The 17,754-nt window shown below is 43.3% G+C and carries 2 protein-coding genes; both read right to left on the reverse strand.

Annotated features, from left to right (window positions below):
• Positions 1-24: 24 nt before the first annotated feature.
• Positions 25-2,913, reverse strand: a complete 2,889-nt coding sequence (locus ACFSR6_RS00780) for a DUF7507 domain-containing protein (RefSeq protein ID WP_379073776.1) — start codon at positions 2,911-2,913, stop codon at positions 25-27.
• The gene (locus ACFSR6_RS00785; RefSeq protein WP_379073777.1) at positions 2,855-17,503 is read right to left on the reverse strand and encodes a DUF7927 domain-containing protein; all 14,649 of its coding nucleotides are present in this window, start codon (positions 17,501-17,503) and stop codon (positions 2,855-2,857) included. The genes ACFSR6_RS00780 and ACFSR6_RS00785 overlap by 59 nt, the downstream gene beginning before the upstream one ends.
• Positions 17,504-17,754 lie beyond the last annotated feature (251 nt).

A 17,754-nucleotide genomic window follows, 5' to 3' on the forward strand; every position in this document is an offset into this window, starting at 1 on the left:
ACCAGGCTGTACAAGCCTCATATCTTATTTTTTAAACGCTCTGATTAATGTAATGTAACCTTTAAACACTTCGTACTGGTCACTTCCTGCTTTTTTAACACGCAGTAAGTAGTAGTAAGTACCTTCATTCAAACCTTCACCTGTCCAGTTATTTTGATAACCTTTAGCACGGAACACCTCGTTACCCCATCTGTTAACAATGGTGAGTTCGTTGGTTTGGTACTGATTAATACCCAAAATCTCGAAGGTATCATTTATACCGTCGCCGTTTGGTGTAAACAGGTTTGGTATGGTAAGACCGGTAAAAGTAGTATTTAAGTTTACTGCAGCTACGTTTGTATAATAACCAAAAGCATCTCTTACGCGGTAGCTAAAGGTATCATTGCCGGTATAACCCGGATCAGGTGTGTAGGTGATGGTACCATCAGCATTTACCGTCACTTTACCATGTTTAGGCTGAATCATAATTTCGACCGTTAACTGATCAAGAGTAGAATTTCCAGGATCGTCATTAGCCAGTACATTAATGGTAACCGGTTTATTGGTTACGGTACCACCCTCATCATCAATTGCTCTTGGCGATTTAGGGACCGTAATAACCGTAGCGGAATTATTGCTTTCAGATGTTCCGGAAATATCAGAAACATTAGCACCATCGGCTGTTCTGGCATTTACGCTTGCCGTATTGGTTACCGTACCCAAATCTTTATCGGCCTGTGTTAAGGTGTATACTTCAACATCAGTGGTAGTTGCTCCAGGGGCAAGTCCGCCGGCTACAGTAATCACCTTATTGTTTAAGCCCAGTTTAGCATCTGTTAAAGTAATGTTATTCAAGGTAACCGAACCTGTATTTTTAATGGTAAAGGTATAAGTAACCTTGTTACCGCTAAATGTGGCAGTTTTAACCAGTGCTATTGCAGCGGTATTCGGAATTACTGTAACAGTTGGCGTATCGTTATTCTCGGCCGTTCCGGATACATCTTTTACCGTAACATTAGCTGGTGTTTGAGCTGCAACGCTAGCTGTATTGGTAACATTGCCCGCATCCTTATCAGCTTGAGTTAGTTGATACACATAGCTATCAGTTACAGTTGCTCCAGGCGCGAGTGTTCCAGGAATCACTCTGTTTAAGCCTAATTTGGCATCTGTTAAGGTAATGATATGTAAAGTTACATTTCCGGTGTTTTTTACACTGAAGTTATAAGTAATACTATTACCGTCGCTACTCAAAGTACCGGTTTTAACCAAAGTAATGGTTGATGCCGGAGCAATTACCGTTACTGTAGCATCATCAACGGCCGGTGTATTCGGATCATCAGATTTTGGTTTATTTAAAGTACCGCCATTTGGTGTTTGGGCAGTTGCCGAAGCCTGGTTGGCAAACGAACCTGTATTTACTTCAGTTAAAGTTACGGTATGTTTCGCTGTAACTGTTACGCTTGCACCTGGTAATAAACTTGCAATACCGGCTGGTAAGATCGATCCCGGATCGGCGCCTGCATCAGTAATTACAACATTTGTTAAAGCTACATTACCCGTATTGGTTACTACGATGTTGTAATTAATTACATCACCGGCTTTGCTTACTGTGTTGGTTGCTACTTTGGTTAAACTCATTGCTGGTGCCGGTACCAAAGTTACCGTTACCGGAATAGTTACGGTTGTGGTACCACCCTTACCATCGCTTACAGTTACAGTGAAAGTATCATTACCCACATAACCCGGAGTTGGAGTATAGGTATAAGTGCCATCGGCATTTACCACTACTGTACCATGAGCAGGAGGTGTAGTTAGGGTAAAGGTAAGTGGATCGCCATCTACATCGCTTGCGGTTATTGTTCCGCTGGCCGTTGTATTTTGCGGTGTGGTAATGGCTGGTGCAGTTGCAACAGGCGCATCATTCACAGGGTTAATGGTTACCGGAACGGTTACAGTTACCGTACCACCTTTACCATCACTTACGGTTACCGTAAAGGTATCAGTACCATTGTAATTTGGAGCAGGTGTATAGGTATAAGTACCATCAGGGTTTACAGTTACCGTTCCATGAACAGGTGGCGTGGTTATCGTGTAGGTAAGTGGGTTGCCATCAGGATCACTAGCGGTAATGATTCCATTAACCGGGGTATCTTCGTTAGTGGTAATAGCTGGTGCTGTTGCAACAGGGGCACGATTATCAGTAATATTAACCGTAGCCGGTACCGTACTTGCCGTAATCGATGGGTTGCTGGTAGCAGCTGCCATCGTTAAGATCACTGTTTCTGTTCCTTCAGCAATGTTATCATCCAGTACAGGCACACTTACCCTTACAGAAGTCTGTCCGGCAGGGATGGTTACCGTTGTACCGATAGAGGTATAATCCAGTCCGCTGGTAGCTGTACCACCAACACTGTAGGTAATCTGCGTATCGGTGGTCGATGCATTACTTAAGGTAAAGGTGAACTCGCCAGCTGTGCCTGGTTCTGCACCATCTTTAGTGGCTGCAACGGTTACCGTGGCGGTGGTATTGTCAGTAATGTTGATCGTTGCAGGGCTATTGCTTACCGTCACATTCGGGTTACTTGATATGCTTAAGGTAGCTACAACGGTTTCAGTGCCTTCAACAATGTTATCGGTCAATACCGGGATGGTGATTGTTCCCGTAGTCTGCCCTGCTGGAATGGTAATGGTCTTGGTCACAATGGCCGAGTAATCGCTGCCCTCTGTTGCCGTTCCACCCAAAGTATAGGTAATCTGGGTATCAGTTGACGAAGGGTTGCTCAGCGTTACCGTAAAGGTTCCGTTTACAGGACCGTTTTCGCTGCCTGAACTACCAGCAGTAATCGTAGCTACCGAGGTATCGTTATCAGTAATATTAACCGTAGCCGGTACCGTACTTGCCGTAATCGATGGGTTGCTGGTAGCAGCTGCCATCGTTAAGATCACTGTTTCTGTNCGAAGTATAATCCGATCCGCTGGTAGCCGTGCCACCAACACTGTAGGTAATCTGCGTATCGGTGGTCGATGCATTACTTAAGGTAAAGGTGAACTCACCAGCTGTGCCTGGTTCTGCACCATCTTTAGTGGCTGCAACGGTTACCGTGGCGGTGGTATTGTCAGTAATGTTGATCGTTGCAGGGCTATTGCTTACCGTCACATTCGGGTTGCTTGATGCCGTTAAAGTAGCCACAACCGTCTCAGTGCCTTCAACAATATTGTCGGTCAATACCGGGATGGTAATTGTTCCCGTAGTCTGCCCTGCCGGGATGGTAATGGTCTTGGTCACAATGGCCGAGTAATCACTGCCCTCTGTGGCCGTTCCACCCAAAGTATAGGTAATCTGGGTATCAGTTGACGAAAGGTTGCTCAGCGTTACCGTAAAGGTTCCGTTTACAGGACCGTTTTCGCTGCCTGAAGTACCAGCAGTAATCGTAGCTACCGAGGTATCGTTATCCACAATAGAAGTGGTTACAGTGGCATTACCTAGAGATGCCGGGCCAGTAATCGATCCAATAGAAACTGTGTAATCTTCTGTATTCTCAAGAATATTATCATCAACTATGGTTACAGAGAAAGTGATGGTACCACTTGCCGTTCCAACAACCGATCCTGCCGGGAAGGTAATAGTTGAACTGTTAAAGTTGTAATCTGCAGCACTTGCGGTATTCGGTGTTATTCCGGTCACCACAGTTACTGGCGATGCCAAAGTTGTTCCAGCTGTTCCTGTAAGGGTAACGGTATAATTAACTGTACCCACATTTTCATTAACTGATGTTGGTCCAGACAATACAACAGTTGGATAGATGTTCACATTAACCGTAATCGGATCGCTTACTACCCCATCGGCTGTTGTTAAGGTATAAGTATAACTATCCGTTCCGGTATAACCTGCATTTGGTGTATAGGTAACTTTTCCGCTCGCATCAACGGTGGTAGTACCATGTGCACCATTACCCGCTAAAACAGTTGTATTGCTGGCTGTTACTCCATCATTGGCCCTAACATCGGTCGTTACCGGGGTATTCACCAAAGTATTGATGTTATCAGTTACCCCTACAGGCTTAATGGAAATGATAAAAGTTTGTGCTGCACTTTGGTCTACACCACCATTTGCCGTACCTCCATTATCATTTAACACCACAGTTACTGTAACCTTGCCTGCAAAATTCCCTGAAGGAGTGTAAGTTAAGTTTCCTGAAGCATCAATAGCAGGTTGTACCGTAAATGATGTGTTACTGTTATTGCTTACTACAAAATTAACGGTCTGGTTTGCAACTTCATCAGGTGGGCCAGCTAAAATAGCTGTAGCCCAATTGTTTACTGTTTGCGCACCAGCATTTGCATTTACAAGTTGATCGGCACCTTTTGCAAAAGAAGGTGCATCATTTACCGGATTAACGGTTATACTCAGCGTGCTGCTCGCCGTACCGCCATTACCATCACTTACGGTATAGGTAATGGCCGGAACTGTACCATTATAATTGGCTACAGGTACAAAAACATAACTGCCGTCGGCGTTAAGTGTAATGGTACCAACACCAGTAATCAGGTTTGAAGAACCCGGAGCATAATCTACCCCTGCAACGCTGTATTTCGTTATGGTTAAAGTATTATTGTCTATATCGCTATCATTGCTCAATACACCATTTGCAGCATTAACGGTTAATGTTACATCTTCGTTAGTCGATTTGGCATCAGCAGTTAAAACCGGATCACTGTTTACAGCAGTTATTCCGGCAGATGCTTTATTGTTACTGGTAACAGGGTCATTTTGTGCACCGGAAATGGTGGCAGTCGTATTATAATCGGTTCCTAATTTTAATGTTGCAGTAATGGTTAACACACGACTTGCACCACTGTTTAAGTTACCAACTGTCCATACCCCTGTAGATTGATTATAGGTACCTTGTGTGGCTGAAGCGGATACGAACTGATATCCTGCAGGTAATAAATCCGAAACACTTACTCCTGTTGCATCACTAGGACCATTATTACCAGCTGTTACGGTAAATACTGCATTTTGGCCAACTTTTAAGAAGGCATTGGCAACCGTATTGGTTACATACAGGTCGGTACTGGTTTGGATTGTTGTTGTTACAGTAGCCGATGTAGCAGCGTTTGTTCCCGCTTCAGCAGGAGTCGCTACCGCCGTATTGGACAAACTTCCAGTCGCACCCGAAGGAATAAGTCCTTTTATAGAGATGCTTACCACATTGGTTGAGCCGGCAGGAATATTAGCTGTTAATGAAACCGAATTGCCTGTTCCTGTACTTCCTGAAGTAACCGTTGCAGTTCCGGCAACACTTGTAGTCCAGCTTACATTTTGGAGTCCTGACGGTACAGCATCTGTAATTACCGATGCAAGGGCATCGCTTGTGCTGGTATTCCTTACAGTAACAATGTACTCTATTACAGCACCAGCATTTGCAGTAGCTGGTCCGGTTTTAATAATTTCGAGCACCGGTACCCTGCTTACTACTGTACTGGCAGTTGCAGATGAAGCCGCAGCTCCAGCCTCAGAAGGTGTAGCCGTTGCTGTATTCGTCAATGTACCGCTATAATTTGATGGAACTTTTCCACTCACCAAAATGGTAAAACCATTACCGTTTCCGGCACTGATATCTCCTGTTACCGAAATATTATTTCCTGTAACGTTGCTGCTGGTAATGGTAGCATTTCCGGTGCTGCTTGCTGTAATAGCAACATTAGTAATTGCAGCAGGTACAATATCTGCCACACTTAAGTTCACTGCATTACCCGTTCCATCGTTGCTTACATTAATCAGGTAATTAATGGTATTACCTGCTGTTAAAGTTGCAGGACCTACTTTACTGATTTTTAGTATCGGTTTTCGGCTCACCGTAGTGACCACAGCTGCCGAAGTAACTGGTGTGCTTCCAGCTTCTGATGGAGTAATTGTAGCAGAGTTCGAAATTGTACCGGAGAACGAACTGCTTATTATTCCCTTAATATTGATGATGATCACATCATTTGTACCGGCAGGGAGGTTGGCATTTACGCTGATCGAATTGGTACTTCCCGAATTCCCGGCATTGATAACCGCATTACCCGAAGCCGTGGCGGTCCATTGAACATTGGTTAAATTATTCGAAACCGCATCTGTAATCACAGCATTCAAAGCTGTACTTGGTCCGTTATTCCGAACACGGATCTGGTAATTGATTTCCTCACCGGCTAAAGCTGTTGTTGGACCGCTTTTAGTTATTACCGGGCTAACCATAGCCGAGACCGTTGTTGTAGCACTGGCTGTTTTGGCAGCAACACCAGGTTCTGACGGAGTTGCTGAAGCATTATTTACAAGGGTGCCAACATAAGTTGGATTAATTGTACCGGTTATAACGATATTGATTACGCCATTTACCGGAACATTTACTGAAGCTGAAACATTATTGGTTGTACCCGAAGCCGTTCCATTAATTACAGCTCCATTGCTGGCCGTTGCTGTCCATTGTACATTACTGATATCAGATGGAACCACATCGGCAATGGTAGTGTTAACAGCATCAGATGGTCCTGTATTGGTTAATTTTAAAGTGTACGTAATCTGTTGTCCGCTAGATGCCGTACCAGGTGCCGATTTAGAAAGCGCTAAACCTGGAGTTCTCTGCAGCACTGTTGTTACAGGTGTAGAAACCACAGCCGGGTTGCCGGGTTCTGCAGGAGTAGCTGTAGCACTATTTACAAGGTTTGCAGTTGCATTAGAGGCCACAACACCATTTATGGTAATCAATATTTTTGAATTACCACCTGCCAGAATATTTCCGGTTACAGATAGTGTATTTCCGCTTCCGGTAGCTCCCGCACTTACTGATGCCCCATTAGTAACAGTAGTACTCCACGTTACATTTTGTATCGCTGCCGGAATCGCATCGGTAATTACCGTCCCATTGGCATTGCTTGGGCCAGCATTGGTTACTTCTATAGTGTAACTGATCGGTAAACCAGCACTTAATGTTGCAGGTCCTGATTTAATTACGCTTAAATTGGTTTGTTTAGCCACTACCGTTGTAACAGTAGGTGAATTTACCGGCGTTCCGCCAGCACCAATTTTTGCCGATGCCGTATTTGATATATTTCCGGCAAAAGCAGGATTTATGGTCCCAACAACATTGACGGTAATGGTATTGCCTGATGCAAAAGGAATATTTCCAACAACCGCTACATTGTTTCCGCTACCGCTTGCACCTGAAGTAATTGAAGCTGTACCATTTGCTAAAGCTGTCCAGCTTACATTGGTAATATCTGTTGGGATCGCATCTGCAATATTTACTGCCGTTGCATCACTTGGTCCATTGTTGCTTACGGTAATGGTATAATTTATTTGAGTACCAGAAGCAGCGGTGCTTGGTCCGCTTTTCTGTACGACCAAGCTTGGCGTATTTAATACTGTTGTATTTGCAGTAGCACTATTATTTGCAGTGTTAAAATCTGTAATACCGTCAGGTAGAGAAACAGAGGCCACATTAGATAGTGAAGTTGCCGTACTATTTGAAGGAATTTTTCCATTAACTACAACAGTAATAAAATTTGCTGAGCCAGCATCGATATTTCCAAGTATTGAAATAGAATTGCCTGTTCCGTTGGTGTTACCTGAAATTGTTGCTGTTCCACTAGTCGTTGCTGTCCAGCTTACATTGGTAAGTGTAGTTGGCACTAAATCGGTAATGGTTAAGCCAGCTACGTTAACCGGCCCATTATTAACTACTTTAATCGAATAGGAAACATTTTCTCCTGCCGAAACGGTCTGAGGACCTGTTTTACTGATCGCAATATCGGTTGATTTATTGATAGTAGTTGTTACTGAGCTCTCTTTAACATTTCCTGAAGTTACGTTTACGGTATTAGTAAAAGAAGATCTGGCAGTTTGAAGAATAACACCTTCAACATTAATTGTTATTGTTCCTGGTCCGCTGTTGATATCACCGGTAGTTGAAATAGAGTTTGTAGTACCTGAATTCGATCCGGTAATGGTCGCTCCGGTTGTAGTTGTGGCCGTCCATTTTGTCACCTGTATATCACTAGGCACATTATCCACAATAAACGCATTTGTAATGTTTCCTGGACCGGTATTATTTACTACAATGGTGTAAAAAATAGGATCGCCAATGTTGGCATTTGCTGGTCCTGATTTCGAAACCCTGAATACCGGGTCATTATCTACCGTAGTAACCTTGGTAGAGGTATTATCAGATAAATCAGGATCAGTAGTGTCATTAGCAACCGTTGCTGTTGCAGTATTGATCAAACTAGACCCATTGAAGATTGCAGGATCTACTTTACCCCTTATCGTTACTTCAACATAATCTGTAAGTGTTGGTGGAATGGTTGCTACAAAATTGATATTTCGATCGGTACCACTGCTTACCGATGCGCTGGCAGCTCCGGTTGTCGCAACAGTCCACGTTATATTGCTTATTATTTCTGTAGGGATATTATCTTTAATAACTGTATTTACAGCCGCGCTCGGCCCACTGTTATAAATCCTTAAAGTATACTGAATTGTTTCGCCTGCCCCAACATTCGCCGGACCTGATTTTATAATCCTTACATTGGCCTTTTTAGTAACTGAAGTGTTTACTGTACTTGTGGCCAAACTTGGATCTGTTGTACCGGCTGGCGGAGTCGCTGTAGCCGTATTAGAAAGTGTTCCAAGAAATGATGGATTAACTCTTCCTGTTACGGTTATAACAATCTGATCTGTATTGGAAGCCTTTAAGTTTCCGGTAATATTAACATTTCCGGTTCCATTTGCCACACTTGCAGTAGCTGTTCCCTGCGTGGCAACAGTCCAGGTTGGATTCAGTAAATCTGCGCTAAAGTTATCTACAATCTGTGCCGCAGTTACGTCACTTGGCCCTGCATTGGTAACCGTAAGTGTGTAAGTAATTTGCTCACCTGCAATGGCAGTAGCCGGACCAGCTTTTGTTATCCTTAAGTCTGCCTGTTTACCAACTGTACTGGTAAGCGTATTTGAACTAACTGGTGGATTACCAGCTTCAGAAGGTGTAACAATTGCTGTATTACTGATAGAAGTACCTGTAAAGCCAGCACTTAATTTACCCGTGATATTGATGTTAATAATATTTGAAGCCCCTGATGGTATATTTGCGGTAACGCTTAAATTGTTACCCGTACCAGTAGCCCCAGATGTTATAGTTGCTGAACCCGCACTTGTAGCCGACCAGCTTACATTGGTAATACCAGCTGGAATATTATCTGCAATTACCGCTCCTACCGCATTACTAGGCCCCGCATTTTTAATGGTTAAAGTATAGGCTACGTTCTCCCCTGCATTTATTGACGAAGGACCCGTTTTAACTATAGAAAGTCCACTTTTATTAGAAATAGCAGTGTTTACCGCATTTGAATTAACAGGAGATATACCTGCTTCAGTTGGTGTGGCCACCGCCTGATTCGTAATCGTTACGTTACTTTGAGCAGCAGAAATAGTTCCTGTTGCCGTTATCGTTACTTTATTTGCAGTACCTACCTTTAAGTTGCTGGTTAAACTTACATTTCCGGTACCCGACGCTGCACTCACGGTAGATGTTCCCGCAGCCACCGCTGTCCAGGTTACACCTGTTAATTGTGTTGGTATGGCATCAGTAATACTTAAGTTGCTGGCATTTGAAGGTCCGTTATTAACCGCTTCAATAATATAAGTAACCGTTTCGCCAGCTTTAGCCGTTGCCGGTCCGGTTTTAGTTAAGCTGATTGATGGTAATTTACCTACCGAAGTGGTTACCGTATTAGACGTTTTAGCTGTAGCACCACTCTCTGCAGGTGTAACTGTAGCGCTATTTGCAATACTGGTTGCCGCAGTACCCGCATCTACAGTTCCGGTTACGGTGATTACAATTTTATTTGCTGCTCCTGCAGGGATATCACCTGTTACACTAACCGCATTTGTACTTCCAGTGGGACCTGCTGTAACAACAGCAGTTCCGGTTACGGAAGTTGTCCATGATGGGTTTAAAATACTTGCCGGAATGGCATCAGTAATTACCGATGCATTTGCATTGGCCGTACCTTGGTTGGTAACCGTAATGGTATAACTGATCTGTTCTCCGGCATTGATAGATGACGGTCCTGTTTTCTGTATAGCTAAAACTGGTATTTTACTAACATTAGTGTTAACGGTTGATGTTGCAGGCGTTGTTCCACTTTCTGATGGCGTTGCAGTTGCCGTATTCGCTAAACTACCATTTAATGCCGCACTTACCTTACCTGTAATGGTCACGGTAATGTGGTTTGCATTTCCGGCAGGTAGGTTACCCGTAATTGCTACGGTATTTCCGGTTCCGCTTGCGCCTGTTAATACTTGTGCATTACCTGTGGCAGTAGCTGTCCACGTTACATTGCTCACCTGGTTGGAAACGGCATCGGCTATGCTTAGATTTTGAGCATCAGCGGTACCGGTATTAAATACATCCAGGGTGTAAGTAATATTCTCTCCCGCTGTTAATGCCGTAGGACCATTTTTAGTAATCGCTACAGTTGGTGTTCTATTAACCGTTGTACTAGTTGTTGATGATGGAGAAGGACTTCCTGTCTCTGTCGCGGTTACAGTTGCGGTATTGCTCAAGGTACCGTTAAATGCCGGATTTACCTTTCCGGTAACCGTCACAATTACTTTATTTGCTGCACCTGCCGGAATGGTTACCCCTGTTTGCAGGTTATTGCCGCTACCTGTTGCGCCAGCATTAATTACTGCCGCCCCCTGAACAGTTGATGTCCAGGTTGGATTTAAAACCTGGGCAGAAATGGCATCACTTAGAGTTGCGTTGATGGCATCGCTTGGCCCGTTATTTCCTATCTCTATTGTATAGCTGATATTTGCTCCGGAGATCAGAGTAGAAGGCGCACTTTTTAATACCGTTAAACCCGATTGAGTGGTTAACGAAGTGTTAACAGGGCTCGAGGTAGTTGGCGGTACACCGCTTTCTGCCGGAGTAACCGTTGCGGTATTGGTAATACTACCCGATGCATTGCTCGCTATTTTTCCGGATACAGTAATCTGAACCGTACTGTTGGCCTGGAAACTTCCGGTTAAACTCAGGTTATTACCTGTACCTGTTGCCCCGGCAGAAATTGTTGCTGTTCCTGCTGTTACAGCACTGGTCCAACTCGTATTCGTTATTGATGACGGTATGACATCAGTAATTACCGTATTTAAGCTATTCGATGGCCCAGTGTTTTTTACGATTATCGAATAAACAATGTTGTTTCCTGCAATTGCGGTACTTGGTCCACTCTTAGTAATGGTAAATACAGGTTTTCTGCTTACCGAGGTTATGGCCTGTGCATTTACAGGTGTACTACCGCTTTCCTGCGGTGTGGCGGTAGCAGTATTGGTAATGGTACCTTCAAAATCTGGTTTAATAGTACCGGTAACATTGATAATGATTTTATTAGATGCTCCTGCCGGAATATTACCGGTAAGATTGATATTATTTCCTGTGCCGGTTGCACCTGCTGTTACAGTAGCTGCTCCCAATACCTGGCTTGTATAGCTTACATTTGTTAAAGAAGCCGGTACAACATCAGCTAATTGTACACCTGTTGCATTACTTGGACCATTATTAGCAATCTGAATCTGATAACTAAGTGTATTCCCTGCAGTTTCTGATGATGCGGCAGTTTTTGAAATGGTAACACCAGAGGTACTCGTAATATTGGAATTTACACTTGATGTACTTCCCGTTCCCTGTGGTTCTGAAGGAGTTGTTGTTGCCGTATTGGTAATGCTTCCGGTTGCACCCGGATTTACTGTTCCCTGAATGGTCACATTTATGGCATTTGCACTTCCTGCCGGAATATTAACTTTTAAATTAACATTATTTCCGCTACCAGATGCTCCTGTGGTAACAGCAGCCGTACCTTCAGCGGTACTGGTCCAGGTTACCCCTTGTATGGCTGTTGGTACCACATCGGTAATATCAGCATTTATAGCATTACTGCTTCCATTATTTACAATCCTTAAAGTATATGTTACTGCCGAACCAGCAGTTAAGCCCGAAGATCCTGTTTTGGTAATGGCCAGTACTGGCTTGGCGTTTATAGTGGTACTATTGGTAGCTGTATTATTTGTGGTATTTGGGTCGGTTATTCCGGCCGGAGGAGTTAAAGTTACCGTATTGCTTAAACTTCCTGTTGCAGCAGCAGCTACTGTTCCGGTTATAGTTAAAGTTGCCGATTGCCCGTTGCTTAAAGTTAGGCCGGTCCAGTTCCCATTTGTGCTGTTATAGCTACCTGATGAAGTGTTGTAACCAGTTGCGGTAAAACCAGCAGGTAAAACATCTACAACTTTAACAATATCGGTGTTTAATAGCTGGCTTGTGCCATTGTTGGTAAGCGTAATGGTATAAGTTAATGCTTCGCCTGCAATTACCGGATTTGGTGTTGAGGTTTTTGCGATAGCAAAGTCTATCGAACGGTTTACTGTTGTTGCATCTGTAGCTGTGTTATTACCAGTGTTGGTATCCGTTGTTCCCGATGGTGCAGTAACTGTTGCCGAGTTATTTAAGGTTCCGCTTGCATTGGCAGCAACAGTTCCGGCAATGGTTAATGTAGTAGATTGCCCGTTGCTTAAGGTTAAGCCTGTCCAATTTCCGTTAGTTTGGTTATAAGTACCCGCAGCGGCAGTAAAAGTTGTTGCAGTAAATCCTGCCGGAAGGTTATCCACCACATTTACAACATCAGTTGAGAGTAGCGCACTGCTTCCGTTATTGGTTAAAGTAATGGTATAGGTTAATGTCCCCCCTGCTACAACCGGTTTTGGTGATGCTGTTTTTGCTAGGGCTAAATCAACCTGCCTGTTAATGGTTGTATTATCTGTTTGGCTGTTGTTGGTCAAATTCGGATCAACTGTACCCGTTGGTGCGGCCACGCTCGCCGTATTACTTATGGTACCCGATGCAGTTGCTGCAAGCGTACCTGCAATAGTTAAAGTTGCCGATTGTCCGGTTGCTAGAGTTAAACCTGTCCAATTGCCATTTGCACTGGTAAAAGTACCTGTTGATGCTGTAAAAGTATTTGCAGTAAAGCCGGCTGGAAGATTATCGGTAATCTTTACAACATCTGTTGACTTTAAGGTGCTTGGACCGTTATTCGTTAATGTGATGGTATAGGTTAAAGCATTGCCTGCAACAGCTGGTTTTGGCGACGCTGTTTTAGTTAATGATAAATCAATTGAAGGAACCGGAACGATATTGGTAATAGAAGTCGAATTATTTGCAGGTGTAGGATCTGTTTCTGCGCCAGTAATATTTGCATCGTTACCATAGTTGGCCGCCGTAGCATTAGCATTAACCGTAGCCACAATACTTAATGTTTGTGAAGAGCCACTATTTAGTGCCCCAATGGTCCAAACACCTGTAGCTGCACTGTAAGTTCCTGTTCCAGGAGTGGCACTTACAAAGGTATAGCCTGCTTTTAATAGGTCGTTTACCTGTACACCTGTTGCATTACTAGGCCCGTTATTGGTTGCAGTAATAGTAAAGGTTACATTTTCTCCAACTGTTGGATTTGTTTTATTTACGGTTTTAGCAATCTGTAAATCGGTGCTTTCCGTGTAGGTTACAGTCACCTGGGATGAAGATGATGCACAAGGCGCATTACTTATCGTCCAGGCTAAAGTAGCAGTTGAGTTTTTTGGTATGGTTACCGTTGTATTTCTGTTTGAAGCATCGGCAAAGGTTGCTGTACCGGACACTACCGTCCAAATGCCAGTTCCAGATGTCGGCGCATTACCTTGCAAAGTGAATACACCTGAATTATATTGCACCTGATTGCTACCAGCGTTTGATGTTGTAGGTACCGCATTCACTGTTATGGTGACAGGTGTTGTAGGTGCTGATTCGCAAGTAGAAGATGGGCTAGCAACCGTAGAAATCGTAATTCTCCTGTAAGAAGTTGTTGCAGTTAAAGCAGGTGGCTGGTAGCTAGGTCCTGTCTGTCCGCTTATGGTTGTCCATGTTGATCCGTTAGCTGAGCTTTCCCAACGATAAGTTATTGTGCCCCCACCTGTACCAGCAGATACCGAAGTTAATTGCGCAGGTACAGTGCCGGTACAAATGGTTTGGTTAGTACCTATTGATCCAGCTGTAGTTGCGCTTTGAACAAATACATCAAAGGTAAACGTATTACCTGAACAACCATTTAAAGTTGGAGTTACCGTATAACGAACTGTTGCACCTGTCGCAGAATTATTAATTAAAGTTTGACTGATTGGCGCAGATACCGGCACATTCTGATTGCTAAATCCGGTAGTATTTGTTCCTGATATCAAGGCGGCCGTCCAGGTATACTGCGTTCCGCTTACATTGCTGGTTGGCGTTACACTAAATGTTCCCGATCCACATATTGGGGCTGGATTTGCGGCTGAAACTGTTATTGTTGGCGTAATTACAACAGTAATTTTAAAGGTATTGCCAGAACATCCCGAGTAAGTAGGTGTAACTGTATATACCAATGTGGCTGTTGTTGTACCTGTATTGGTTAAATTATTTTGGGTAACCGAACTTTGACTGCCAGCACTTGCCGACTGACCAGTAATCGTACCACCTGTAAGAACCGGAGCAGGCCAGGTGTAGGTTGTACCAGATGCCTGATCAACCGGCGCAAAAACAAAACTGCCGCTTGCACAGAAATTATAATTTTGATCTGCAACAACGGGCCTAGGCGTAACATTAACGGTAAATGGTGCAGAAATAGCATTCGAACAAGCTCCTCCACTTACAATTGCACGGTAAATGGTTGTTTGAGAAATATTGGTATAGTTTAGGCTGTTGGTTTGATTGTTAATCGGTGTCCACGTATTATTATCTAGCGAAAACTCCCAACGCACTACGGTACCCGGTCCATTAGTTAAGGTTAACGTACCATTTGAGCCAGAACATACGGTAGAGGTTCCGGTTATTGTTCCGGTCGAAGTAACTGTAACTGCATAATTTGCAGTTGTAGTATTACATCCATTTGTTGCTGAAGCAGTAACTGTAGCTGTACCATTAAATAAAGAAGACCAAGTTACTTCTCCTGTATTAGAATTAATTACCCCGGCCGTTGAAGGCGATAACGAATACGTAATTGTTGTGGCGTTAGTAGCCGTAGCAACATAAGTATTTGTACCGGCTCCCTGGCAACGCAAATTAACGTTTGAAGCCGAAAACACAGGAGTAGCAACTACCCCAAGTATTTGAATGGTTCCTTTTGCAGAAACATTGGGAGATCCTCCGGTTGTAGTAACCGTATATTCTAAAGGTCCGTTTGTGGCCGCAGTAGGCGTGCCTGAAATGGTAAATACCTTGTTTGTTCCATCATATGTACCAGATAAGCCCGCTGGCAAAGCTGTAACAACTGCTCCGGTGGCTGACCCACCAATAGAATAAGTTATCGGTGTAATTGCAGAGCTTGGATTTAAGCACTTTACCTGCGCATCAGTTGAAGGTGCAGAGGTTAAACTAATAGTAGAAATTGGTGTAGGTGTTACCGAACTCACATCGTTGGCCGTGTTGGCATCACTCTGTGTACCGGTAATAGTAGCAGTATTGGTGTAGCTACCCGTAGCATTTACCCTTGCCGAAATGACAAGCGTTGCTGTAGCATTTGGTCCCAAAGTTCCAACCGACCATAATCCTGTACTGCTGTTATAAAGAGTACCGGATGATGCTGTATTGCTCAAATAAGTATAACCCGAAGGCAACTGATCAGTTACTGAAACACCAACCGCATCACCAACACCCAAATTAGATGCTGTAAGTGTAAATTTTACGGTAGAACCAACAGCCGGAGAGGCATTGTCCACTGTTTTAACAATAGATCTATCAATATTGCAGATTGCAATAGACACAGGAAGTGACTGTGCGCTAACACCGCAATCTAAAGTAGATGTCATTGTATAAGTTCCGGATTGAACAGCGGTGTATGTACTATTTGTTGCCCCTGCTATCGGATTGCCTCCCAGGTACCACTGAAAAGGTGCTTTACCAAGCGGATCAGCAGTTAATGTGGCCGATGCACAATCTACCTGTGAGAAGAGAGGCTTTAATGCTTTTTCAGGAAAAGGCGATATAAAATTAGACATCGAAAAACCACCACCTGTTTGGACGATGGCAATGGTTACTCTCGAGGCACTGTTTAGGGTAATAAATTCAGGAGAACTTACATTTGTATCACTGAATGTAATTAAATAACTTCCGGAACTACCAAGCTGTTTTCTTACTGAAACACCTGGGATAGTTTCTATATCTGTGCTCGTATAATTAGTGGTAGCACTACCCGTTGTTGTAATGTAAACCTTATCTGTAGCGCTTTTTGTAATGATATAACCAAAATAAGGCAGATCATTACCTGTGTATCCTTTAAATTTGTAGGTCTGCGCCCGTAACCCTCCACCGCAAGCACTTGTTGGAGCCAAAGTAGCCATATCAACTTCACAGTTATTTGCTGTTCCAGAATAAGCCACAATATTTTTATTTGACACAATACGGGAACCGGAATACTGATTAGGCGATACACCATTAGGAAATGTAATAAAACTTCCGGCTGCAATTAAATTATACGTATTGGTGCTGGCCAAAGTTCCGTTAACATTAAAATTCGAAACAGTAACAGTTGTATTTGCTTCAGATGCTACAACGGTGGTTTGCTCAGCGGTATTATTTCCGGCACCCCTAACAACCACATACTCATTACTTAGCGAGGAAACCGGAGGCACAGGATTATATACACCATCTCCACAACCGGCTGGCGCATCCACATTCACCCCAGAGTTCATTACGGCCGGTCCCGATGATTCTACCAGACTTCCCAATGTTGCCTGAAAAAGATAGCTTTGTCCGGCATTTAACGTGGTGGTTGCAACACCGTTAATTTTAACAGTGGTATTATTTTCTATAGCCATGATGCTATAAACCGGTGTAGAAGTACTGTTTGCAGTAGGGCCACCCAAATCCCCATCCCTGTAATACCCCACTCTGAAAGATGTACCTATGGCGGCATCACCAAAACTAAATAAGGCCGCATTACCCTTGATATTAGCATCTCCTGCCCCCCCAATTGCGTCAGAAGCGACGTTACGTACATTGACTGAAATTGGGTTATTGCCTTCCAGAATTATCCCTCGATCATTAACCACAGTGTTCAATGGATTACGTGCAAGAGAAGTAGGACTTCCTGTAAACCTATACACAGCGGGCGTAGTTGGAGTAGGTGTTAAGGTAGTAATCAGTGTACCGTCACTCTTTTTTACCTTAACCGAGGTACCTGTTGTACTCGTATATATAATAAGTTCATTGGCATTACTCCAATACTGCCAAGGGGCAGGCGCGATATAATGTGTGCGGTAAGTTTGTGCAAGTGCAGTTCCGAAATTGGCAAGAATAAATAACAAGGAAAAAAGCATCAGCCTTCCTAAACAACAGGCGGATTGTTTAGCTGATTCAACTTTGTTACCAAAAAAATTGCACGAAAAACTAGATGGAGAGGGTAAATTTTTATTCATACGCAGATGATGATGTATTGAGTATCATTAAAGAAATGATACCACTGTATTATAAATAGCTATTATCGGATTAGGGATATACGTAATCTTAAAACCTTTGGTTTTTAAGGTGAAAAAACTAATGATGTGACTCATTAATTTTATTCATTTTATTCATTTATCAACACAAAGGTATAGTATTTAATCTCAATATTTTTACAATAATTTTAAATATGTATAAATAATAATACTTACGAACATCCATTTAACAT

The sequence above is a fragment of the Pedobacter vanadiisoli genome (assembly GCF_042684385.1).
In the GTDB taxonomy this organism is placed as follows: Bacteria; Bacteroidota; Bacteroidia; order Sphingobacteriales; family Sphingobacteriaceae; genus Pedobacter; species Pedobacter vanadiisoli.